The sequence below is a fragment of the Mycolicibacterium thermoresistibile genome (assembly GCF_900187065.1).
Lineage (GTDB): Bacteria > Actinomycetota > Actinomycetes > Mycobacteriales > Mycobacteriaceae > Mycobacterium > Mycobacterium thermoresistibile.
Genome location: NZ_LT906483.1, coordinates 1,403,820 through 1,426,073, shown reverse-complemented (window position 1 = coordinate 1,426,073; position 22,254 = coordinate 1,403,820). Strand labels below are relative to the sequence as shown.

The window sequence follows — 22,254 nt, the reverse complement described above, 5'->3', positions numbered from 1 at the left end:
AAGTGCTTGCGAAGGAAATAACAGTGGCAACTGAACCGGCTGTCGAGGATGTCAGTCGTCTGCAGCGCTCCGCCCGGGATCTGAGCACCCTACCCGGTGCGCTGGCCCGGTGGCTGGCAACCGTACAACCCGGAAGCGACCCACGGGTGCAGGTGCACAGCGGCATCGACGCCAACGGGATGTCGTCGGAGACGATCGTGCTGTCCGTCGACTGGAGACGCCGCGACGGCGGACGAGCCGAGCAGCGCGCGCCGGAGCGCTACGTCGCCCGCGTCGCCCCGGCCGCGACGGATGTACCGGTCTTCGATTCCTACCGGCTGGACCATCAGTTCGAGGTGATGCGACTGGTGTCCGAACTGACCGATGTGCCGGTGCCGCGGGTGCGGTGGCTGGAGCCCACCGGCAGCGTGCTCGGCACCCCGTTCTTCCTGATGGACCACGTCGAGGGCGTGGTACCGCCCGACGTCATGCCGTACACGTTCGGCGACAACTGGTTCTACGACGCCCCCGCCGAACGGCAGCGCGAACTGCAGGACCGCACCGTCGAGGTGCTGGCGAAGCTGCACTCGATCCCGCAGCCGGAGCAGACGTTCGGATTCCTGTCCGGCGACGCGGGCCGCACCGCGCTCGAACAGAACCTGAACCGGCTGAAGTCCTGGTACGACTTCGCCGTTCCCGACATCGGACGCTCACCGCTGGTCGAACGCGCGCTGGCATGGCTCGACGATCACCTCCCCACCGACGTCGCCGCCGGCGACCCGGTGCTGGCGTGGGGCGATGCGCGCATCGGCAACGTGCTGTACTCCGATTTCCGGCCGGTGGCGGTGCTGGACTGGGAGATGGCCACCCTCGGGCCGCGTGAACTCGATGTGGCCTGGATGATCTTCGCGCACATGGTATTCCAGGAACTGACCGGTCTGGCCGGGCTGCCCGGGATGCCGGACTTCATGCGCGAGGACGACGTCCGCGCCCGCTATCGGGAGCTGACCGCCCTCGACCTCGGGGATCTGCACTGGTTCTACGTCTACTCCGGGGTGATCTGGTGCTGTGTGTTCATGCGTACCGGTGCGCGGCGGGTGCACTTCGGTGAGATCGAGCGACCCGATGACGTGGAGTCGCTGTTCTACCATGCATCCTTGTTGCGCCGCCTGATTGGAGACTGATGCTCGGCCCGCTCGACGAATTCCCGGTCCACCAGATACCGCAGCCGATCGCCTGGCCGGGGTCCTCCGACCGCAACTTCTACGACCGGTCCTACCTCAACGCCCATGACCGCACCGGCGACATCTTCCTGATCACCGGCATCGGCTACTACCCGAACCTGGGCGTCAAGGACGCCTTCGTGCTGCTGGCACGCCGCGGAAGCGGCACATCAGGCGGATGCGGCGAGACCCAGACCGCGGTGCACCTGTCCGACGCCATCGATCAGGACCGGTTGAACCAACATGTCAACGGTTACCGCATCGAGGTGCTCGAACCGCTGCGCAAGCTGCGGGTCGTGCTCGAGGAAACCGAAGGCATGGCAGTCGATCTGACCTGGGAAGGCCTGTTCGACCCGGTGCAGGAACAACCGCACGTGCTGCGCTCCGGGAACCGGGTGACCCTGGATGCCCAGCGGTTCGCCCAGGTCGGAACCTGGAGCGGCGTCATCGTCGTCGACGGTGAGGAGATCGCCGTCGACCCGCGGCACTGGATCGGCACCCGGGACCGGTCGTGGGGTATCCGGCCGATCGGCGAACCGGAGCCGGCCGGGCGGCCCGCCGACCCGCCGTTCGAGGGCATGTGGTGGCTGTATGTGCCGATGGCGTTCGACGACTTCGCGATCGTGCTGATCATCCAGGAGGAACCCGACGGCTTCCGCTCTCTCAACGACTGCACCCGGATCTTCCGGGACGGCCGGGTCGAGCAGCTCGGCTGGCCCCGGGTGCAGATCCACTACACCTCGGGCACTCGAATCCCCTACGGCGCCACCATCACCGCATCGACCCCTGACGGTACGCCGCTGGTATTCGAGGTCGAGTCGAAGCTGGCGGTGCCGATCCACATCGGGGGCGGCTACGGCGGCGATTCCGACTGGCTGCACGGGATGTGGAAGGGTGAGAAGTTCACCGAGCGGCTCACCTACGACATGACCGACCCGAGTGTGTCGGGCCGCGCGATGTTCGGGGTGATCGACCATGTCGGCCGGGCCACCTGTCACATCGACGGGCGGACCGTCGAGGGCTGGGGGCTGTTCGAACACGGTGCGCTGGGCCGGCACGACCCGTCCGGGTTCACCGACTGGATGTCCGTCGCCCCCTAGCTGATCAGGCCGGCTGTTTGAGCGGGGCGCCGACCCGGCCGAACACCATCGATTCGTCGATCCGGTCGAAACGGTGATCCACCACGTCGAGCAGGTAGTTGTGCCGCACGTTCCAGGGCCGTCGGGTCCCGGACTTTGGCAACGCGTGCAGCGCCCGTTTGACGTAGCCGGCGTTGATGTTCCAGGCCGGCTTCTCCTTCATCGGGGTGTCCCCCAGATGCGGATAGCCGTGGGTGTAGCCGTGCTTGCGCATGTGGGCGATCAACCGGGCGAAGGCCCGTGCGGTGAGATCGGCCCGCAGCGTCCACGACGCGTTGATGTAGCCGATGCACCACGCCAGGTTGGGCACGTCCTCGAGCATGTGCTCCTTGAAGACGAACCGGTCCTGCGGCTTGATCTCCTCACCGTCGATCGAGAGTCGCACCCCGCCGAGCGCCTGCAGTTGCAGACCGGTCGCGGTGACGATGATGTCGGCGTCGATCCGGTTGCCGGACCGCAGCACGATGCCGGTCTCGTCGATGTGGTCGATGTTGTCGGTGACCACGGTGGCGCGGCCCTCGCGGATGGCCTTGTAGAAGTCACCGGACAGGATCAGGCACAACCGCTGATCCCACGGGTCGTACGGCGGGTTGAAGTGCACGTCGACCGGATAGTCCTTGGGCAGGTAGATCTTCGCGACCGTGCGGATGAACCAGCGACTGAACCTGGGCGCGGCCTTGGCGATCGCGTAGACGGCCACCACGAAGATCAGGTTGTACAACCACGCCAGCCGGTAGCCGAGCCAGCGCGGCGGGATCTTGCGCAGCGCCTGCACCACGGGGTTGATCCGCGGGCTCGACAGCAGATACGTCGGGGTGCGCTGCAGCATGGTGACGTGTTCGGCCTGCTCGGTCAGCGACGGGATCAGGCTGATCGCGGTGGCGCCGGAGCCGATCACCACCATCCGCTTCCCCGCGTAATCCAGCGATTCCGGCCAGTGCTGGGGGTGGACCACCTCACCCTTGAAGTTCTCGATGCCCGGGAACTCGGGGGCGTAGGGCTCGTCGTAGTCGTAGTAGCCGGTGCCGAAGAACACGAACCTCGACCGGTAGGTGCGGGGCAGCCCGTCCTCGGTCGTCTGCACCGTCCAGGTGTCGGTCGAGGAGTCCCAGTCCGCCGACAGCACATGGGTGTCGAACCGGATGTTGTCGTAGATGCCGTGCTTGCGCGCGGTGTCGACGAGGTACTGCCGGATGTCGGGGCCGTCGGCGACGTTCTCCGGGCGGGTCCACGGCTCCCACGGATAGCTCAGGGTCAGGATGTCGCTGTCGGACCGGATGCCGGGATAGCGGAACAGGTCCCAGGTCCCGCCGATACGGGACCGGCGCTCCAGGATGGCGTAGCTGACGCCCGGATTCTTCTCCTTGATGCGGTACGCGGCGCCGATGCCGGAGATGCCGGCGCCGATGATCAACACGTCGAAGTACTCGGCGGCGTCTCCGTGGTGGGCGGACTGCTCGACCGCCGGGCCTTGGTCAAGAGTCATGATGACCTCCTCTGCCACCCACGATAGGTGTCAATCGGCCAGCTCGTGGACGATCGCGGCCAAGCGCTCGACCGGAATCGGCCCGGCCGCGTAGAGGCAGACACGGTCGGAGATGCCCGCGACGCGCTCGCGGATGTGGGCGGCGATCTCGGCGGGGCCGCCGCAGGCGGCGACGGTGTGCAGGATGTCGTCGTCGATCAGGGCGCCCATCTCCTGCCAGCGGCCCTGCTTGGACAGCGCGTTCAGCTCGGGCTGCAGATCACCCCAGCCGTGCAGATCCAGCACCGGCCGGTACGCCGGGGTCGAACCGTAGAACGCCAGCAGCCGGCGGGTGGCGGTGTGGTCGTCGCCGGGCGACACGATGATCTCGGGGACCACCGCGAAGTCCTCCCGCCGGCGGCCCGCGGCCGCCAGCCCGGCGTCGACCGCCGCCATGGTGCGCTCCCGCAGGTAGCGGGTGGTGCCGAACGGCATCACCAGCAGGCCGTCGGCGACCTCGGCCGCGGCCCGGGTCAACTGCGGACCCAGGGCGCCGAGCTGGATCGGCGGCGGCCCGTACGGGTTCGGCCCCGGATTGAAGGTGGGCGTCATCAGGGTGTGCCGGTAGAACTCGCCGCGGAAGTCCAACCGTTCCCCGTGCTGCCAGGCCGCGAAGATCTGCCGGAGCGCCGCGACCAGTTCCTTCATCCGCGCCACCGGCCGGTCGAACTCGGCGCCGAACCGCTTCTCGATCTGCGTGCGGATCTGGGTGCCCAGGCCGAGGGTGAACCGTCCCCCGCTGAGCAGCTGCAGATCGTAGGCCTGATGGGCCAGATGGATGGGGTTGCGGGGGAACGCGATCGCGACGTTGGTCAGCAGCTCCAGACCGGGCTCGGTGGCGGCGCGCACCAGCGGGGTGAACACATCGTGCGGCCCCTCGAAGGTGAACACCCCGGCCACCCCCGCTTCCCGCAGCGTCCGCGCCTGCTCGGCGGCGTCGATCGGTCCGAACAGCGCGGTCATCACCTTCACGGGGCAAGTATGCGACAAACCCGGCCGCGATCCCCGACACTGGTCGGGTGGTTGATGTCGTGGTGGTGGGGGCCGGTTTCGCCGGGTTGACGGCCGCCCGGGAACTCACCGGGCTGGGATACGAGGTCGTGGTGTTCGAGGGCCGCGACCGGGTGGGCGGCCGGTCGTACACCGCGACGCTGGCCGGGGTGCCGGTCGATCTGGGGGCGACGTTCGTCGGCCCCGGCCAGACCGCCGTCACCGGGCTGGCCGCCGAGCTCGGCTGCCCCACGGTCGGGACGTATCACCAGGGCAACAATCTGATCCTGTGGCGGGGCCGGCTGAAGTCGTACCGCAGCACGATCCCGACGCTGTCGATCCTGGAGCTGCTCGACGTGTCCCGCATCCAGTGGCGGTTCGAGCGGTTGTGCCGGCAGATCCCGGTCGGCGAGCCGTGGCGGGCACCGGCCGCGCACCGGCTCGACACGATGTCGCTCGACCGGTGGCTGCGGTCGGTGTACGCCAGCGCGTCCACCCGGGATCTGATGGCGATCATGGCACGGGTGACCTGGGGGTGCGAACCCCATCAGGTGTCGATGCTGCACGCGGCGCGTTATGTGAAGGCCGCCGGCGGGCTGGGCCGGATGCTCGATGTCGAGGGCGGGGCGCAGCAGGACCGGTTCCCGGCGGGCACCCAGCAGATCGCGCAGCGGATGGCCGAGGAGCTCGACGGCGCAGAACCGGGATCGCGGGTGCGGCTGGGCGCACCGGTGCGCCGCATCACCCGCAACCCCGACGGCACGGTGACCGTCCACACCGGATCCGGGGACGGGGTTACCGCGGGGGCCGTCGTGGTGGCGGTGCCGCCGGCGCACCGGGATGCCATCGAGTTCGACCCGGCACTGCCGCCGCGGCACACCGCGCTGCCCGGACACTGGCCGCAGGGCATGTTGAGCAAGGCCTACGCCGCGTACGACACCCCGTTCTGGCGGGCCGACGGCCGGTCGGGTGAGGCGCTGTCCGACGACGGCCCGGTGTTCATCACCTTCGACGTCAGCCCCGACGAGAACGGGCCGGGCATCCTGCTCGGGTTCACCGATGCCCGCACCTTCGATCCGCTGAGCCCGGACCGCCGGCGCGACAAGGCCCTACACGGGTTCGCCAAACTGTTCGGCGACGCCGCACTCAAACCCATCGACTATCTCGACTTCTGTTGGGGCTGCGATGATTTCGCCCCAGGAGGACCCACGGCCGCGGTGCCGCCCGGGTCCTGGACCGAATTCGGCCCCTGGTTGCGCGAGCCGGTCGACCAGATCTACTGGGCGGGAACCGAAACCGCCGACCAGTGGACCGGTTTCCTCGATGGCGCGGTGCGGTCCGGGCAACGCGCCGCCGCCGAAGTCCACCGCCGATTGTCCTCCGGCGGTTGAACCTCCGGCGGTCAGGACGTCGCGCGGCGGGCGTCGGCTGCCGCCGCGGCCAGCGCCCGCAGGTGATCGTTGACCCGGTCGGGGCACTCCAGGATCGCGCAGTGCCCGCCGGGCAGTTCGACGAAGTCGAACAGGTTGGGCGCGGCCTCGGCGATGCGGCGGGACGAGACCAGCGGCAGCAGCCGGTCCCGGTCGCTACCGATGACCAGCGTCGGCACGGTGAGGTTGTGCAGGCCGATGTGCCGCGGCCCCATCGCGTCGACCAGGGTGCGGGCCCAACCGTCCCGCGCCGCCGGCGGGGTCTCGGTGAACAGTTCGTGCACGAAGTTCGTGATGGCGGGGTCGGCGTCACGACCCACCGCCATCATCGACACGACGTAGCGGCTCGGCACCGCGGCCAACCGCGCCGGCATCCCGGCGACCGTCTTGATCACGGCGCTCGCGGTGCGCACCCGGACGGCGGCGAACCGGTCGGGCACCGGCAGCAGTTGCACGTTGTGCAGCAGATCACCGGTGGTGGTGTTGATCAACGCGACCGCGGCGGCGCGTTCGGACACCCGCTCCGGATACCGCTCCGCCCACGAGCTGATCGCGATACCGCCCATCGAATGTCCGGCGATGACGGCGCGTTCACCCGGGTCGAGCGTGGCGTCCAGCACCGCGTCCAGATCGGAGGCCAGGTGGTCCAGGCTGTACTGCCACCGGCGCCGGGGGACGCTGCTGCGGCCGTGGCCGCGGTGATCGAACGCGATCACCCGGTAGTCGTCCGCCAACTCGGCGATCTGATGGGCCCAGACCCGGATGGCGCAGGTGATGCCGTGCGCCAGCACGATCGGCGGGGCGTCGGCGGGGCCGAACACCTCGGCGTGCAGCCGGACACCGTCGGGGGCGGTCACCGACACGACCCGGCCGGGCGGCATCTGCTCCACCGCCGCGAGGGTGCTGGACGCTCGTCCGGCTCGTCTACCTCGTATCATGCGCACTCCGTTCGACGTCGGCGACGTTGCCCCGTTGCGCAGGACAGCTTAACGACCGGGGCCGGGGCCGGGTCTGCGCGTCGGCCGCCGCGGGTCACCGCCGGGGATGTTAGATGATCACGGGGCACACTCCCGGCGAAGACAGGCAGCTGAGGCAGGTAGGTAGGGCAGGCGAATGCGAGCAGTGCAGGTTTCCCGGCTGGACGGTCCGGAGGCGGTCGAGGTCGTCGAGTGGGAGGAGCCCACCGACTCCGACGCGGTGATCATCGATGTGCACGCCGCCGGGGTGTCGTTCCCGGATGCGCTGCTGACCCGCGGGCTGTACCAGTACAAACCCGAACTGCCGTTCATCCCCGGCGCGGAGGTCGCCGGGGAGGTGCGCAGCGCACCGGCCGGTGCGCACGTCGCGAAGGGTGACCGGGTGGCCGGGTTGACGATGCTGCACGGCGGGATGGCCGAGGTGGTCGCACTGGCGCCGGACCGGGTGTTCAAGCTGCCCGATGCGGTGTCCTTCGAGGCCGGCGCCGGGCTGTTGTTCAACGACCTGACCGTGCACTGTGCGTTACGCACCCGCGGCCGGCTGAGCCGGGGAGAGACGGTGCTGGTGCACGGGGCAGCCGGCGGTATCGGGACGTCGACGCTGCGGTTGGCGCCGGCGTGGGGTGCGGCGCGCACCATCGCGGTGGTCAGCACCGAGGACAAGAAGGCCGTCGCCACCGCGGCGGGAGCCGACGACGTCGTCCTGGCCGACGGCTTCAAGGATGCGGTCAGGGAACTCACCGGCGGCCGCGGGGTGGACATCGTGGTCGACCCCGTCGGCGGTGACCGGTTCACCGATTCGCTGCGCTCGCTGGCGCCGGGCGGACGGTTGCTGGTGCTGGGTTTCACCGCCGGTGAGATCCCCACCGTCAAGGTGAACCGGTTGCTGCTCAACAACGTCGACGTGGTCGGTGTCGGCTGGGGTGCCTGGACGTTCGCGCATCCCGGCTATCTGCAGGAGCAGTGGGCCGAACTGGAGCCGCTGCTGGCGTCCGGCCGGGTGCCGGCACCCGAACCGGTGGTCTATCCGCTGGAGCGGGCGGCCGAGGCGATCGCGTCGCTGGAGAACCGCAGCGCCAAGGGCAAGGTGGTGCTCAGCGTCCGCTGATGCGGCCCTTGGTGAAGTACCGCAGCGGTCCGACGAAGTTGATCCCGATCACCGCCGCCCACTTCACCTTGCTGCCGTTGACGCGATCGGCCGGGCGGCGCGCCAGGTCGATCCACGCCGCCAGCGCGAGCGCCAGCTGGACGGTGGCCAGCACCGCGACCACCCTGCGTTGCACCGGAGACAGGTCCTGCCACTTCTGTGCCATGACACCAGTGTGGCAATCAGTCCACGACGGCGACGTGGTGGGTGGGAAACCGGCGCGGCACGGTGAGCAGCAGCACCACCGTGGCGACCGCGGCCACCAGCAGACCGACGAACACCGCATGGCTGGCCGCCCCCATCGCCGCCGCCGAGGTGTCCGGTTCGTACCGGCGCAGCACGGCGTTGGCGACCGCACCGAAGCCGGCGGCGCCGATGCTCTGCCCGAGGAACCGGGAGAACATCAGCCCTCCGGTGACGGTGCCGCGCTGATCCCAGCCGACGGTGTTCTGCAGGCCGACGATCAACGGCGAGAACAGCAACCCCATCCCGGCGCCCATCAGCGCGGTGTACACCACCGGCTGCCACACCGGCGGCGCGGGGCCGAGCAGCACCAGACCGGTCCCGGCGGCGACCGCGCACGACGCGCCCACCAGCGCGGTGTCGCGGAAACCGATCCGCAGGTAGAGCCGGGCGGAGAAGCCGGATGAGATCGGCCAGGTGATGCTCATGATCGCCAGCACGAAACCGGCCGCCACCGGGGACAGCCCCAGCACCGTCTGCCCCCAGTTGGGCAGGTACACCGACAACCCGATCACGATCATCCCGGCGGTCGCGGTGGCGGCGAAGGAGGGCGCGGTGAGGCGCCGGGTCAGCATCGACAGCGGCAGCACCGGTTCGGCCGCCCGCGATTCCACCACCAGCAGCGCGACACCGGCCAGCGCGGCGCCGGTGAACACGACGACGCTCGTCGGCGAGGTCCACGACCAGTGCACCCCACCGCTGAGCAGGCCGAGGATGAACAGCCCGGCCGAGACGAGCACCAGTCCGGCGCCGAGATAGTCGATGCGGTGTGGTCGCCGGACGACGTCTTCGTGCAGGTCGCGAGCGATCAGATACAGGGCGAAGACGCCGATCGGAATGTTGACCAGAAAGATCCAGCGCCAGGTCAGGTACTGGGCGAAGAACCCGCCGAGCGCGGGTGCGATGACCGCCGAGATGCCCCAGACGCTGGCCAGATAACCCTGGATGCGGCCCCGCTCGGCGACGGTGTAGAGATCGCCGGCGACGGTCTGCACGGTCGCCGAGATGGCGCCCGCGCCCAGCCCCTGGATGGCGCGGAAGATCGCCAGCGTCGCCATGTTCCAGCTGGCCGCCGACAGCGCCGAGCCGATCAGGAAGGCCACCACCCCGAAGATCAGGATCGGTCTGCGGCCGTACAGGTCGGCCAGTTTGCCGTAGATCGGGATGGTCACCGTCTGGGCCAACAGGTAGCCGGAGAACACCCAGCCGACCTGGTCGAAGCCGCCGAGGTCGCCGACGACCTGGGGAACGGCGGTGGCCAGGATGGTGGTGTCCATGGCGACCAGGGCCATGGTGAGGATCAAGGCGACCAACACCGGGGTGCGCGCATCGTGTCGCAACCTCAATCCGCTACCTCCGCTGCCGGCGTCCGGCGGTGACCCGGCCGGCTGCTGGGAGTTCACGCGGCCGTGCTGGTGCCTCGCATCTGGTACCCGCTGTTTCCGGTACCGGTGTCTTTAGTAGTCAATGGCGTCCTGATAGTCCAACTCCCGAACCGCCAAACCCGGGCCGCGCGCGACGATCTGAGTGATAATGTCGTTTCCGCCAGGCGAAAACACCCATTCGCAGGAGGGCCGGTCGTGCCGCGAGTCGAATCCCCGGACCGCTCGGGCATCCGCGTCTCGGCAGCCGCCGCGGTGGGGCTGCTGGTGTGGGCGGGCACACCCGCCGCCACGCCGGCTACTGGTGTGCCCGCCCCACCCACCCCGGCATTGAACGGCACCTATCAGGCGGTGTCCATCGGCGACTGGGCCAAGATCGACGATGTGTACCGGCCACTGCCGACGGTGGTGCAGACGTGGACGATCGAATCGTCCTGCAGCGACCCGCAGACGTGCGACGGGCAGGTGGTGAGCGACGCCGGCTGGAGTGCCGACATCCACTTCCAGACGCAGACGTGGACCCTGCGCCGGACGCTCGAGCATTGGCAGCCGTGCCCGGACGACACCGTGTATCCCGGGCACCAGCTGTACCGGTTCTATCCGATGACCGGCGGCACCTACGTGGTCGGCGACTCGGTCCTCGCCGGCGATGACACCACCACCGGGGAGCCGGGTGCGTGCGGGGTGGGCTACCCCACGGTGATCACGTTGCCGTTCCGGCTCGTTCGCCTGTCCTGACGGTCAGCGCGGGAACAGATCGTCCGGAGACGTCGCCGGTCGCACCAGATCGTGTTGGTAGCCGACGGAGCCGTCGGGCGCCGTGTACTGACCGGTCTGCGGGTTGTACGGCGCGACGGCCACCGACGGCGGCGGTGGCAGCTCGGGAGGCGGGGTCCCGGCGGGCATCGGTGTCCCGCCGATCGGACCGTAGAGGTGGTCCTCGTCGGTGACGCGGCTGTCGACCGGGATGCCCTGGGCGATCAGGTTGGGGTCGAACGGATACGGGCCCAGGGCGTGTTGACGCATCGCCAACGGGACGAACGGTCGGTCGCTGTTGCAGATCTCGACGGTCGGCGCCCGCTTGCCCGGATGTTCCACACACGGGCTGTTGCGGACCCCGCGCACGCTGATCGGGGAATCCTGGGGCAGTTTGCAGTAGAGACCCTCGGGCGTGTCGATCTCGCTGGTGTCGTCGGGTGACCGCCACTCCGACGGCGGCAGGAACCCGACCGTGCACACCGGCGGGTCGGCGATGCCGATCGCGAATTCCGACAACGGGATACCGGTCGGGTTGTTGTTCGGGGCGGCGTACGACTGGATGCCGGAGGCGGTCAGCGGCAACATCACCATCAGCTGCCGGATGTTGTTGCGGTAGGTCACGCCCACCTGTCCGACCGAGACCAGATTCGCCAGCAACACCGGTAACGTCGGCTTCACCTGAGCCAACAGCGCCGACACCTCGGTGGTCAGCCCGGGCCCGTCGGCCAGCAGTCTGCGGACATCCGGGTCGTTCCGCCGGACCTGTCCGGTGATCCCCGCGCTGCTGCGCGCCAGGGTGCGCAGCGCCTCGGTGGTCTGCACCTGCGAATCCGTCAGCGGCGCCGCACCGTCGACCAGGTCGCGGAGCCGCTCGGACACCGCGCCGATGTCGGCGCTGACCCGCGCGGACGAGTCGAACAGCGATCCGAGCTCGTATCCGGCGCCGGACAGTCCCGTGTAGCTCTCGTCGATGAGACGTTGCAGCTGATCCCGCGGGATGGTGTCGAGCAACGCGCTGACCTGATCCAGCATGGGGCCGACCTGTTGCGGGAGGCGTACGTCGGCGGCGGGGATCACCGAACCGTCGCGAAGATAGGGCGGCCCGTCCCGGCGCGGGAGGAGATCGATGTACTGCTCCCCCACCGCCGAGATGCTGCGCACCTCCGCGGTCAGATCGGCCGGTATCCGCGCCGAGGACTCGAGCGACAAGGTGGCCACCGCGCTGGTGGGGCGCAGGCCGACCCCGGTCACCTTGCCGACCTTCACCCCGCGCATCGTCACATTGCCGAACCGGTAGAGACCTCCGGTGTCGGGCAGTTCGACCTGCACCGTGATCCGGCCGATGCCCAGCAGGGTGGGGATCTGCATGTACACCAGCCCCATGACGGCCATGCCGATGATCGAGGAGATCACGAAGATGACCAGTTGGGTCCGCACGAACCGGGTGAGCATCAACCACCGCCCCGGTCGTGCGGATACGGCCCGGCGAACAACGGAGCCGACGGCCCGGCGGCCGACATGCTGAAAATCGGTGGTTGAACCGGCAGGATCGCTCCGTCGTAGGCCGGTATCCCGGTGTCCGTCGCGGCGACCGCCTCGTCCGGCACGGCCGGCTGCGCGGCCGGTTCGTCATCCGACCCCGTGGGGTCGGCCATCGGATCCGGCACCGGGACGACGGGCACCCCGAGCGGATCGTAGGTGTATGCGAGGTGCCACGGATCGCCCGGCGCCGGTATCAGCGGAGTGCGCGGTTGACCGAACCTGGTGCCCAGCAGGGCACTGCGTTTCAACCGCGGCACGGTCAGGTCGATGACCGCGAACAGGTTCATGTAGTCGCCGCGGACCCCGCGGTCGATGATGTCCTGACTCAGCGGGTAGGTCGGCAGATAGGCCAGCACCCTGTCCAACTCGGGACCCACATCGGCCAGCGCCCGCAACACCGGCTCCAGGTTCTGCAGATTGGTCACCAGTTCGGTATGGGTGTCGTGGATCAGTCCGGTCGCGGTGCGGGACAGTTCACCGAGTTTCTGCAACGCCGTGGTGATGCGTGGACGTTGCCGGATCAGCACCTCCAGCGCCGGGGGAACCGCCTGTAGTGCCCTGGTCAGGCTGTCCTGCTGGGCAGCGAGGTCCCCGGACAGCCGCCCGAGTTGTTCGAGTGACTCCACGACGTCGGCCTGCTGGCTCTCCAGGACCCCGGCGATGTCGTTCAGCCGGGTGAGCACGTCGCGCACCTGGTCGCCGCGGCCGCGCAGCGCGGCCTCCGCGTTGCCCAGCACCTCGCCGATCTGCCCGAGCCCGCCGCCGTTGATCAGGGCGGAGAGCGAGGCCAGGGTCTGTTCGGTGCTCGGGTAGGTGGACGACGCATCGAGCCGGATCGTCGACCCCGGCGGCAACACCCCTTCCGGGCGCGCCCCGGCCGGCGGGTCGAGAGCCAGGTGCATCGACCCGAGCAGACTGGTCTGGCCGACGGTCGCCACCGCATTCGCCGGCACCACCACATCCGGGCGGACCGAGACGTCCACCCGGGCGTGCCATCCGTCGATCCGCATCCGCCCGACCGCGCCGACCACCACGTCGTTGAGCAGCACGGGCGAGTTCGACTCCAGCGTCCCGACGTTCTCGAGTTCGACGTGGTAGACGTGCGCATCCGGCCCGGTGCCCACGGTGCCCGGCAGCGACAGCGAGTTCAGCCCCTCGAAGGAGCACCCGGCCGCCAGCACGCCCGCGACCGCGGGTGCCAGGATCCGCCGCCACAGACCGCCCCTCACGGCCCCTCCTCGGCCGGCAGCGGCGGCACGTCGGGCAGCAACAGACCGTCGGTGGTGGCGGGTTCTCCTCCGGCGGGGCCCGGCGGCGGTGGCCCGTGCGCTTCCCCGGTGTATGCCGACACCGCCGGCGGGAGGTCCGCCGGGCCCGGGGGTGGGCCCCCGACGGCCGGGTCGAGTTCGGCCGGGGAATAGACGATGTGTTCGGGGCGGGCGGAGGGGCCGAGGAACGGGTTGATCGGGAACGGCAGGTAGTTGAAATCCATGGCGGCCAACGCGGGCCCCAGGTACTGGCTGCACAGTTTGGCGGTTTCGGGGGCGGTGGCGTTGTGCACCGAACCGATTGCCGAACAGATGAACTGCACCGGGTTGGAGAAGTTCTGCAACGCGAAGGTCCCGACCACCGTTCCCGTGTCGGGGTTGTACATGTTGTAGAAGTTCGCGAAGGCGGTCGGGGCCCCGTGCAGCAGGTTCTCCAGTGCCGGCCGTTGATCGACCAGGCTCTGTGTCACGTTCGCGAGCCGCTGCACCTGTTCGGAGGTCTGCTGCCGGCTGCCGGCGACGAAGCGCTGCACGATCCCCACCGCGGCGGCGATCTCGCGCAGTGCGGTATCGAGGTCGGACCGGCTGGCGTCGACGACCCCGGTCAGCGAGGCCAGCCTGTTCTCGAACTCCGCGATCTGGGTGGTCGAGTGTTCCAGGGCCGACACGAAGGTCTCCAGCGCCACCACGATCTCTGCCACATCGGTGCTGGTGTCGGCGAAAATCCTGGCGGCTCCGGACAACTCGGTCAACGTCCGGCGGAGCTTCGCACCGTTGCCGTCCATCGCCGTGGCCGCGGTGTCGATGAGCCGGCCCAACGCACTGGTCGACGGGTCCTCGTCCGGCCCCAGCTCCGTCGCCAAGCGCATGAGCTGCGTCTTGACCTCGTCCCATTCCACCGGCACCGCGGTGCGCTCGACGGGGATCTCGTCGCCGTCGGCAAGGGTCGGCCCCTCATCGACGTAGGCGGGCGTCAGCTGGACGTAGCGGGCGGAGATCAGGTTCTGCGGGACGATCACCGCATGGGCTTCGGCCGGGATCCGGTGTCCGCGCTCGATCGACAGCGTCATCCGAACGCTGTCGGCGCCGGTGTCGATCCGCTCGATGGTGCCCACCCGCACACCGGCCACCCGCACCTCGTCACCGGGATAGATCGCGGTCGCGGAGGTGAAGTGCGCGGTGATCGTCATCGGGGCGAACACCCGGTTGACGACCACGAACGCGAGGCCGCCGAGCAGTGACACCGCCAGTGCCACCGCGACGAGGCCGGTGCTCGGTCGGCGCATCACGCTCACCCTCCCGGAATCCCGTTGCGCGGGAACGGCAGTTCGGCTCGCGGGCCGGCGTTGTCGGGAGGCTGGCCGGCATTGACGCCGCGGCGGAATCCGAGTGCGTAGTCGAGGAAGGGCTGCAGGAGCTGACCGGGCAGCAGATTGGGGATGTTCGCGGTGTAGTAGAAGCCGTTCGACACCGTCTCGCCCTGGGTGGTCTGGAACTTCGCCAGACCGGGTAACGCCGCCTCGATGCTGTCCCGGTTGCGTTCGAGCATCGCGGTCACCGAGTTGAGTCGCTCCAGCGCGGGTGCCAGCTCGGCCTCGTTCTCGGCCACCAGCCCCTGCAGATCGCGGGCCACCGCGGAGGCGTAGCCGAGCAGCCGCACGATGTGCTGCCGACGGTCGTTGAGCACCGCGATCAGGTCATTGGCGTTCAGGATCAGCGCATTCACCTGCTCGGCGCGCGAGGCGAGCACGTCGGTGACCGCGGCCGCCTCGGTGAGCAGATCGCGCACCCTGCTGTCCCGCTCGTTGAGCAGCCGGGAGATCCTGGTCAGGCCCTCGAACGTGGGCCCGACCTGGGGTGCGATCTGTTCGATGGTGTCGGACAGGACGTCCAGTGACCGGGTCAGGGTGTCGGTGTCGGTGGCGGCCACGTTGGCCGTCAGCTCCTCGACGGCGTCGGTCAGCGAGTACGGCGCCGATGTGCGCGATTCGGGAATCGTGGCGTTGGGCCGCAACCGGTGGGTTCCGGCCGACCGCAGCGTCAGGACCCGTTCACCGAGCAGGGTCCCGGTCCTGATGTGGGCCGTCGTGGCGTCGCGCAGCCCGACCGTCCCGTCGACGGTGAACACGACATGGGCTTTGCCGCGTTGCAGCGTCACCGCCGAGACCCGCCCGACGGTGAGTCCGGACAGCGTGACGTCCGCGCCGGCGGACAGGCCGCCGGCTTCGGCGAAGACCGCCTGGTAGCGGACCGCGGTGGCCCGGGTCAGCAATCCCTCGGAGTCGAGGCCGACCGCGATGATCAGAATGATCACGACGAGGCCGATGAAGCCGCTCCGTACCAGATGTGCGCCGCGATATCTGAGCATCAGGGCTCCCCGCACCGGGCGCCGGGGTTCCTGATCCAGGGGAAGACCGCGGTCCTCCCCTGCAGGTCGGACACCCGGATCGTGGCCGCGCAGAAGTAGTAGTTGATGAAGCTGCCGTAGGCGCCGAGCCGGACCAGCTTGCGGTAGTTGTGCGGCGCCTTCTGCAGCGCCACCTCGATCCGGTCCTTGTCCGCGTCCAGCAACGGCGTCAGCCGGGCCAGTTCGTCGACCGTGCCGTCCAGTGGGGGACGGACGCCGGCGAGCAGGTCCGCCAGCGAGGCCGATCCCGACTCGAGCGCCTCGATCGCCGAACCGATCGGGTCGCGTTCGACGGACAGCTCGGTGATGAACCGTTCCAACCGCTCGACGGCGGCCGCGAACTCCGGGCCCCGTTCCGACAGTGTGGCCAGCACCGTCTGCAGCCGGTCGATCACCTGTTGCACCACGGCGCCGTTGTCGGCCAGCGCCGTCGTGAAGGTCGACGTCCGGGACAGCAGCGACTCCAGGGTGCCACCCTGCCCCTGCAGGATTCCGACCAACGAGGCGCTGAACGAGTTGACGTCCTCCGGATTGAGGCTGCGCAACACCGGCTTGAGGCCGCCGAGCAACAGGTCCAGATCGAGCGCGGGCATCGTGCGTTCGCGCGGAATCTCCGCGCCGGCGGGCAGCACACCGGTCGGTCCCGGGCCGTCGCGCAGTTCGAGGTAGCGGTCGCCGACCAGGTTCAGGTAGCGCACCGCGGCCGTCGTGCCGGTCGTCAGCGCCACGTCACGGCGGACGTCGAATGACACCACGACGGTGTGGTCGTCACGTAACCGGATGCGGTTGACCGTGCCCGCCCGGATACCGGCTATCCGCACCGAATCGCCTACCTCGAGCCGGGAGACATCGGTGAACACCGCCGAATAGTTCCGGCTCTCCCCGCCCCGGTAGTCCCCGAACACCATGATCAATCCCGCGGTCAGCACGACCATCACCGTCGCGAAGACCCCGAGTTTGACCACGGGCGCGGCGGCCGTCATCCGGGCATCCCGATCTGGGCGGAGTTGCGGGGCGGCCCGTCGATGGGACCGAACAGCAACTGTTTGAGCCCGTCGGTGTTGAGGGTGATGGTCGGGCTGCCGTACTCCCACGGGTTGGCGCCGACGTCGGTGACGACGAACGGCGGAACCTCGCCGGGCAGCAGCTCCGGCAGCCCGAGCAGCTCACACACCTCCGGGTTGATGTCCGCGTTGTTCTTGGGGAGGTGCCGCGGGTACCGGTAACGCTCCCGGCCCGGCATCAGCCCGGCCAGGATGTACACCCCGGGCACCGGCAGCGGCGGACTGCTCGTCAACGGGATCAGCCCCTTCAGCGAACAGTTCAGCACCTCGTGGTACCGGTTGAGCAGATCCGTCGTCGGGACCAGCAGGTGTGCCACGTCGGTCAGTGCCCGCCGATTGGTGTTCAGCACCTCCTGGCCGAGGTCGGCGAATCCGATGGTGCCCACCAGCAACGCGTCGAGGTGGTTCTGTTCGTCGACGATCGTGCGGCTGATCGCCGCCGCGCTGTCGGCGATCGCGGCCATATCCGTGGCGACATCGGCGTAAGCGGTCAGAACCGCAGGGGCAGAGCGGATTTCGTATCGAAGATTGTCCAGACTCGGCTCCAGGGTGGCGAGCACGGTGTTCAGATCGGTCACGGTCTGACCGAGCACCTCGCCACGCCCGCTCATCGCACGCGACAGGGTGGACAGTATCGCGTTGACCTTCGGTGGGTCGATCCGGTCGAGGATCTGCCTGAGCTGCTCGAAGACGGTGTTGGTCTCGACGGTGACCTGCTCTCCGGTGAGCACCTGACCGGCGCGCAGGGTGGCCGCCGAGGGCTGCGGGGGCGGCTGGAACCGCACGTATTTGGCGCCGAACACGGTGGTGGAGGTGATGTCGACGAGCACATTGTCGGGGATGTTGGGCAACTGCGCCGGATCGATCGCCAGCTGCAGCTCGGCACTGCCGTCGGGCCGGCTGCGGATCTCCGACACGCGACCGACCTGCACACCACGCATCTTGACCCGAGCCTCCGGGTTCAGCACCAGACCGGCACGATCCGAGATCACCGTCACCGGAACGGTTCTGGTGAATCCATCCCGGAACAAGGTGGCCGCAAGGGCGATGATCAGCACGACCACCGCGACGGTGGCGAGGCCGGCCAACGGACGCTTGACACTCCGCGCCCCGAAGTGACCGCCGACCATCACACCGGCCGGAACCGCGGCGGACGCGGTCTCCGACCGGTCCATCGGCCCCGGACCCAGGTGCCGCATCCCCGTCAACCCCCTGATGCCCAGACGCGTACCACCCTCATCGGTCTTTCCTCACCGGTCCAACCCCGACCGGCCCAGGTTGACCAGCCCACGTTGACCAGCACTGCCCGATCGTACGTCAATGCGGCCTCTCACTTTAGAGAGTTTCTAATTTCACTGAGTGACAACATTTATTTACGGATCCGACTATCGGCACACCGCCGTCACGAACACCCGCGGCACCCCGCCGCCCGCGCCGCGCCACTGTCGAGAATTTGTATTCTCGTTTTGCGATCAAGGCATTACCATAGCGGCCTATGCCCTTCCCGACGATCGAACCGACCGTGCCGGCGCTGCTGCGGTGGTGCGGTGAGCGGTTCGGATCGGCCGATTTCCTCATCGCCGGAGGCCGCACGCTGAGCTATGCCGACCTAAACCGGCGGTCGGCCCGGCTGGGGATGTCGCTGCTGCGGCACGGTGTCGGTAAGGGCGATCATGTCGGGATCCTGATGCCCAACAGCGTGGACTGGGCTGTCGCCTGGTTCGCGGTCACCAGGATCGGCGCCGTCGCGGTGCCGATCAACACCTTCTCCAAACCCCGCGAACTGGCCTGGACGGTCCGCCACGCGGACCTGCGTGCGGTGCTCGCCTGGGCGGACTTCGGCACCAACGATTTCCTGGCCCGCCTCGAGGAGGCGCTGCCCGGACTGGACCGACAGCGCTGCGGACGGATCGCCGTCCGCGGGGCGCCGTTCCTGCGCACCGTCGCGGTGTGGGGATCCCCCGACCGGAGGTGGGCGACCCCGGTGGCCGACGATGCGCTCGGTGACGCGCCCGGGGACGTGCCAGGGGTCGACGCCGGGCATCTGACCGCGGTCGAGGCGTGCGTCACCCCCGCCGATGACGTCGCGGTGATCTACACCTCGGGCAGCACCGGAGATCCGAAGGGGGCGGTGCACAGTCACGGTGCCCTCATCCGGCACAGCTTCAACCTCACCCATGTCTATGTGGTCCGTCCCGGCGACGTGCTGTTCACGTCGATGCCGTTCTTCTGGGTGGGCGGACTGATCACGGGCCTGCACGCGGTGGTCCACCACGGCGCCACCCTGGTCACCCAACCGGCGTTCGATCCCGCAGACGCGTTGCGTCTCATCGAAACCCACCGTGCGACGATCACCCTGGGCTGGCCGCAACAGGGCAGGACACTGTCCGAACATCCCGACTTCGCCATCCGCGATCTCAGCTCCGTCCGGCGCACCAGCATGCCCGCGATGGTGCCGCCGGACCGCCGACCTGTCGCCTGTGATTCGCTGGGAATGACCGAACTGTGCGGGAACCACCTGGGCGCCGATCCCTACGCCGAGCAGCCGCCGCACCGCCGCGACACCGTGGGTCCGTCGATCGACGGGCTGACCCATCGCATCGCCGACCCCGAGACCGGAGAACCGGTTCCGACGGGGCAGACCGGAGAGATCTGGGTGCGCGGCTATTCGCTGATGCAGCGGCTGCACAAGCGCGAACGGGAGGACGTCTTCACCGAGGACGGCTATTACCGCACCGGTGACTGCGGCGCCGCCGACGCCGACGGCTGGATCCGGTTCACCGGCAGGCTCGGCGACCTGATCAAGACGGGGTCGGGGACGAATGTCACGCCCGCCGAGGTGGAGTCGGCGCTGTGCGAGCTTCCCGGTGTGCTCGAGGCATACGTCGTCGGCGCGCGAGACCCCCACGGGGCGACGGTGGTCGCGGCGGCGGCGGTCCCCGGACGCGGACATGAGCTCGACGCCGCGGCGTTGCGGGACGGACTGCGGACGATGCTGTCGGCCTACAAGATTCCCAGACACATCTGGGTCGCCGACAAGGCGGACCTGCCCTTCACCGACACCGGCAAGATCGTGCGATCCGAGCTCGCCGAACAGTTGAGCGCCAGGCTCCGGCAGCAGGCCACGGCGGATCTGTAAGCACCACAGCGGAGGACACCGGATGACTGATCGGCATTCGAACATCGACGGCCTCCGCCTGCTCGTGGTGGGTGCATCGTCGGGCATCGGACAGGCGCTGGCGGCGGCCGCGCACACCCGCGGCGCGCGGGTGGCCCTGGCCGCCCGCCGCATCGAGCTGCTCGAGAAGCTCGCAGAGCAATTGGACGGCTCGGCCCATGAACTCGACGTCGCCGATCCGCGCGCGATCGAGCGGGTCATCGAGGCGACCGCCGAGCGGTTCGGCCGACTCGACGCCATCGTGTTCACCACCGCGACGGTGCCCTTCGCCCTGGTCGATCACACCGACGTCACGACCTGGCTGCACGCCTACGCCGTGAACGCGGTCGGGGCCACCCATGTTCTACGCGCCGCCCTGCCCCACCTCGCCGACGACGCCGTGATCGTGGTCGCCTCCAGCCACGATGTCGGCCGCCCGCGGATGGGGGTGTCCGCCTACAACGCGAGCAAGGCCGCACTGGACGAGATGATGCGGTCGTGGCGGACCGAACACCCCGACCTTCCGGTGATCCGGGTCAGTGTGGGACCGACGCAGGACACCGAGATCCTGCGCGGCGCCGACCGGGACCTGCTCGGTGAGTTGTACCGCTCCTGGGCCCAGCAGGGGCAGATTCCGGCGACGATGTCCGCGGTCGACGACGTCGCCAACACGATGCTGTCGTTCATCGCGGTCGCGCGGGCAAATCCGTCGGTGGTGCCCGAGATCGTGCACCTGTCCCCGCGGACACCGCATCAGTCCCAGATCACGTCCAACCGGGGTGGCGAGCGGAACATCAACCCCGACACATAGGGTTCCGGCGCATCCGGATCCAATCGCAGGTTCGGCAGTTCGTCGAACAGCGCGTTGAAGATCTTCGTGGTCTCCAGCCGCGCCAGATGCATTCCCAGGCACACATGCGCGCCGTGCCCGAACCCGATGTGGGGTTTGCGTTCCCGGAAGATGTCGAACGACTCCGGGTCGTCCCAGCGGGTCTCGTCGTGGTTCGCACTACCCAGGTTCAGCATCATCGTCGCACCCTGGGGCACCTGCACCCCGCCGATCTCGGTGTCGCGGGTGACCGCGCGCATGAAGTTCAGCAGCGGTGTCTCCCAACGGATCCCCTCCTCGATCGCCTGCGGCAACAGGCTGCGGTCGGCCCGCACCGCGTCCAGTTGCCGGGGATGGGTGAGCAGACCCAGCGCCAGGCTCGCGGTGGAGCGCGCGGTGGTCTCCGCTCCGGCCGGCAGCAGATTGCGCATGAAGCCGTAGATCTGTTCGTCGGACATACGCGCGCCGTCGATCTCGGCGCCGGCCAGGATCGAGACCATGTCGTCTCCGGGCGTGCGGCGCTTGTCGGCCAGGATCTCGACGAAGTACTCCTTCATCTCCGCCGATGCCTTCAGGGCGCGGTCCATGTCGGCACGGAACCCGAGGAGGTCGATGGCCAGGCGGTGAAACGCCGGGACGTCGGTCTCCGGAAGCCCGAGCAGGGCGGCGATCACCCGCACCGGGATGGGCATGAACACTGCGGACACCAGGTCGATCCGCTTGGCATCCTTGAACTTCCGAATGGTCCTGGCCACGAGCGGCCCGACCAGTTCGGCGTCCCAGCGCTTCATCGACGACCGGGCGAAGGCGAACTCGTGCAGCCTGCGGTAGACGGCGTGCTCGGGCTCCTGCATCTCCAGGATCGTCGGCCCCTGCAGCGGCCGGACCACATCGGCGTAACAGCGCGTGCTGAACGTCACGTTGTCGGTGAGGATCGCCTTGACGGTGTCGAAGGTGTAGGCGGTGAACGTGGGCGGTCCGTCGCCGGAGTTGCCGAACATGCCCATCTCGGGCCAGCCGGCGTGCACGGCACCCTGCGCGCGCAGTTCCCGCAACAGCGGATAGGGCGAGGCGTCGCCGTCGGCGCCCATGCCGGTGTTGAACCTCGCCTGTGCCTCCCGGATGCTCTGATCCGGGTCCTTTACCCCTGTCGGCTCCACCATCGACGACTCCTCCCGAGTGAGCACTGTTGC

Annotated in this window: 19 protein-coding genes; 7 read left to right on the top strand and 12 right to left on the bottom strand. The window is 69.0% G+C overall.

All coding sequences use genetic code 11. The annotated features are described in order from the left end of the window. The first annotated feature begins 23 nt into the window (after positions 1-23). A complete protein-coding gene (locus CKW28_RS06605; RefSeq protein ID WP_040548549.1) occupies positions 24-1,163 on the top strand; it encodes a phosphotransferase family protein in 1,140 nt (379 codons plus the stop codon). After that, entirely contained in the window at positions 1,163-2,302 is a 1,140-nt protein-coding gene (locus tag CKW28_RS06600) for an Rv3169 family protein (RefSeq protein ID WP_003927852.1), read from the top strand. Before CKW28_RS06605 ends, CKW28_RS06600 begins: the two co-directional genes overlap by 1 nt. A 4-nt stretch (positions 2,303-2,306) precedes the next feature. On the opposite strand, the gene CKW28_RS06595 is transcribed toward CKW28_RS06600, so the two are convergent. Beyond that, positions 2,307-3,827, bottom strand: coding sequence for a flavin-containing monooxygenase (locus CKW28_RS06595; RefSeq protein ID WP_050812116.1), 1,521 nt, complete (start codon positions 3,825-3,827; stop codon positions 2,307-2,309). 30 nt (positions 3,828-3,857) lie between these two features. Further along, on the bottom strand, positions 3,858-4,829 hold the full coding sequence (locus CKW28_RS06590; protein ID WP_003927854.1) for a TIGR03617 family F420-dependent LLM class oxidoreductase: 972 nt from the start codon (positions 4,827-4,829) through the stop codon (positions 3,858-3,860). A gap of 56 nt (positions 4,830-4,885) precedes the next feature. Between CKW28_RS06590 and CKW28_RS06585 the strand changes: the two genes are divergently transcribed. Next, positions 4,886-6,247 carry a flavin monoamine oxidase family protein gene (locus CKW28_RS06585; RefSeq protein WP_003927855.1) on the top strand — a complete coding sequence of 454 codons (1,362 nt, stop codon included), beginning with the start codon at positions 4,886-4,888 and terminating at the stop codon, positions 6,245-6,247. A gap of 11 nt (positions 6,248-6,258) precedes the next feature. Here the strand turns inward: CKW28_RS06585 and CKW28_RS06580 are convergent, their stop codons facing one another. Next, positions 6,259-7,224: an alpha/beta fold hydrolase gene (locus CKW28_RS06580; protein ID WP_040548554.1), complete on the bottom strand. Its 966-nt coding sequence runs from the start codon at positions 7,222-7,224 to the stop codon at positions 6,259-6,261. Between the two features lie 175 nt (positions 7,225-7,399). On the opposite strand from CKW28_RS06580, the gene CKW28_RS06575 reads away from it, so the two are divergent. Then, a complete protein-coding gene (locus CKW28_RS06575; RefSeq protein WP_040548557.1) occupies positions 7,400-8,371 on the top strand; it encodes an NADPH:quinone oxidoreductase family protein in 972 nt (323 codons plus the stop codon). On the opposite strand, the gene CKW28_RS06570 is transcribed toward CKW28_RS06575, so the two are convergent. Continuing rightward, positions 8,358-8,576, bottom strand: coding sequence for a PLDc N-terminal domain-containing protein (locus CKW28_RS06570; protein WP_003927858.1), 219 nt, complete (start codon positions 8,574-8,576; stop codon positions 8,358-8,360). The genes CKW28_RS06575 and CKW28_RS06570 overlap by 14 nt on opposite strands. A 16-nt stretch (positions 8,577-8,592) precedes the next feature. Continuing rightward, positions 8,593-9,999 carry an MDR family MFS transporter gene (locus tag CKW28_RS06565; RefSeq protein ID WP_040548560.1) on the bottom strand — a complete coding sequence of 469 codons (1,407 nt, stop codon included), beginning with the start codon at positions 9,997-9,999 and terminating at the stop codon, positions 8,593-8,595. Between the two features lie 234 nt (positions 10,000-10,233). Here CKW28_RS06565 and CKW28_RS06560 point away from each other — a divergent pair, with 234 nt between their 5' ends. Further along, positions 10,234-10,773, top strand: coding sequence for an Rv2253/PknI dimerization domain-containing protein (locus CKW28_RS06560; RefSeq protein ID WP_131588078.1), 540 nt, complete (start codon positions 10,234-10,236; stop codon positions 10,771-10,773). Between the two features lie 3 nt (positions 10,774-10,776). Here CKW28_RS06560 and CKW28_RS06555 read toward each other — a convergent pair whose 3' ends face one another. The 6 genes from CKW28_RS06555 to CKW28_RS06530 are packed head-to-tail and all read right to left on the bottom strand — an operon-like array spanning position 10,777 to position 18,274. After that, positions 10,777-12,246, bottom strand: a complete 1,470-nt coding sequence (locus tag CKW28_RS06555; protein WP_003927861.1) for an MCE family protein — start codon at positions 12,244-12,246, stop codon at positions 10,777-10,779. Further along, entirely contained in the window at positions 12,246-13,565 is a 1,320-nt protein-coding gene (locus CKW28_RS06550; RefSeq protein ID WP_003927862.1) for an MCE family protein, read from the bottom strand. Before CKW28_RS06550 ends, CKW28_RS06555 begins: the two co-directional genes overlap by 1 nt. Next, positions 13,562-14,890, bottom strand: coding sequence for an MCE family protein (locus CKW28_RS06545; protein WP_003927863.1), 1,329 nt, complete (start codon positions 14,888-14,890; stop codon positions 13,562-13,564). The genes CKW28_RS06550 and CKW28_RS06545 overlap by 4 nt, the downstream gene beginning before the upstream one ends. Before the next feature lie 5 nt (positions 14,891-14,895). Continuing rightward, positions 14,896-15,972, bottom strand: coding sequence for an MCE family protein (locus CKW28_RS06540; protein WP_040548563.1), 1,077 nt, complete (start codon positions 15,970-15,972; stop codon positions 14,896-14,898). Continuing rightward, complete coding sequence (locus CKW28_RS06535) at positions 15,972-16,994, bottom strand: MCE family protein (protein WP_003927865.1); 1,023 nt, start codon at positions 16,992-16,994, stop codon at positions 15,972-15,974. The genes CKW28_RS06540 and CKW28_RS06535 overlap by 1 nt, the downstream gene beginning before the upstream one ends. After that, entirely contained in the window at positions 16,991-18,274 is a 1,284-nt protein-coding gene (locus CKW28_RS06530) for an MCE family protein (RefSeq protein WP_003927866.1), read from the bottom strand. The genes CKW28_RS06535 and CKW28_RS06530 overlap by 4 nt, the downstream gene beginning before the upstream one ends. A gap of 296 nt (positions 18,275-18,570) precedes the next feature. Between CKW28_RS06530 and CKW28_RS06525 the strand changes: the two genes are divergently transcribed. Further along, positions 18,571-20,214, top strand: a complete 1,644-nt coding sequence (locus tag CKW28_RS06525) for a class I adenylate-forming enzyme family protein (RefSeq protein ID WP_003927867.1) — start codon at positions 18,571-18,573, stop codon at positions 20,212-20,214. Between the two features lie 22 nt (positions 20,215-20,236). Next, positions 20,237-21,043: an SDR family oxidoreductase gene (locus CKW28_RS06520; RefSeq protein WP_050812103.1), complete on the top strand. Its 807-nt coding sequence runs from the start codon at positions 20,237-20,239 to the stop codon at positions 21,041-21,043. Here the strand turns inward: CKW28_RS06520 and CKW28_RS06515 are convergent. Beyond that, positions 20,986-22,224 carry a cytochrome P450 gene (locus CKW28_RS06515; RefSeq protein WP_003927869.1) on the bottom strand — a complete coding sequence of 413 codons (1,239 nt, stop codon included), beginning with the start codon at positions 22,222-22,224 and terminating at the stop codon, positions 20,986-20,988. The genes CKW28_RS06520 and CKW28_RS06515 overlap by 58 nt on opposite strands. Positions 22,225-22,254: the final 30 nt, after the last annotated feature.

What these genes read in the sequence shown, in the direction of transcription:
- CKW28_RS06595 (WP_050812116.1), bottom strand. Translation starts at nt 3,827, where the DNA reads ATGACTCTTGACCAAGGCCCGGCGGTCGAGCAGTCCGCCCACCACGGA.
- CKW28_RS06575 (WP_040548557.1), top strand. Translation starts at nt 7,400, where the DNA reads ATGCGAGCAGTGCAGGTTTCCCGGCTGGACGGTCCGGAGGCGGTCGAG.
- CKW28_RS06525 (WP_003927867.1), top strand. Translation starts at nt 18,571, where the DNA reads ATGCCCTTCCCGACGATCGAACCGACCGTGCCGGCGCTGCTGCGGTGG.
- CKW28_RS06520 (WP_050812103.1), top strand. Translation starts at nt 20,237, where the DNA reads ATGACTGATCGGCATTCGAACATCGACGGCCTCCGCCTGCTCGTGGTG.
- CKW28_RS06545 (WP_003927863.1), bottom strand. Translation starts at nt 14,890, where the DNA reads ATGCGCCGACCGAGCACCGGCCTCGTCGCGGTGGCACTGGCGGTGTCA.
- CKW28_RS06590 (WP_003927854.1), bottom strand. Translation starts at nt 4,829, where the DNA reads ATGACCGCGCTGTTCGGACCGATCGACGCCGCCGAGCAGGCGCGGACG.
- CKW28_RS06580 (WP_040548554.1), bottom strand. Translation starts at nt 7,224, where the DNA reads ATGATACGAGGTAGACGAGCCGGACGAGCGTCCAGCACCCTCGCGGCG.
- CKW28_RS06535 (WP_003927865.1), bottom strand. Translation starts at nt 16,994, where the DNA reads ATGACGGCCGCCGCGCCCGTGGTCAAACTCGGGGTCTTCGCGACGGTG.
- CKW28_RS06540 (WP_040548563.1), bottom strand. Translation starts at nt 15,972, where the DNA reads ATGCTCAGATATCGCGGCGCACATCTGGTACGGAGCGGCTTCATCGGC.
- CKW28_RS06515 (WP_003927869.1), bottom strand. Translation starts at nt 22,224, where the DNA reads ATGGTGGAGCCGACAGGGGTAAAGGACCCGGATCAGAGCATCCGGGAG.
- CKW28_RS06530 (WP_003927866.1), bottom strand. Translation starts at nt 18,274, where the DNA reads ATGCGGCACCTGGGTCCGGGGCCGATGGACCGGTCGGAGACCGCGTCC.
- CKW28_RS06570 (WP_003927858.1), bottom strand. Translation starts at nt 8,576, where the DNA reads ATGGCACAGAAGTGGCAGGACCTGTCTCCGGTGCAACGCAGGGTGGTC.
- CKW28_RS06555 (WP_003927861.1), bottom strand. Translation starts at nt 12,246, where the DNA reads ATGCTCACCCGGTTCGTGCGGACCCAACTGGTCATCTTCGTGATCTCC.
- CKW28_RS06600 (WP_003927852.1), top strand. Translation starts at nt 1,163, where the DNA reads ATGCTCGGCCCGCTCGACGAATTCCCGGTCCACCAGATACCGCAGCCG.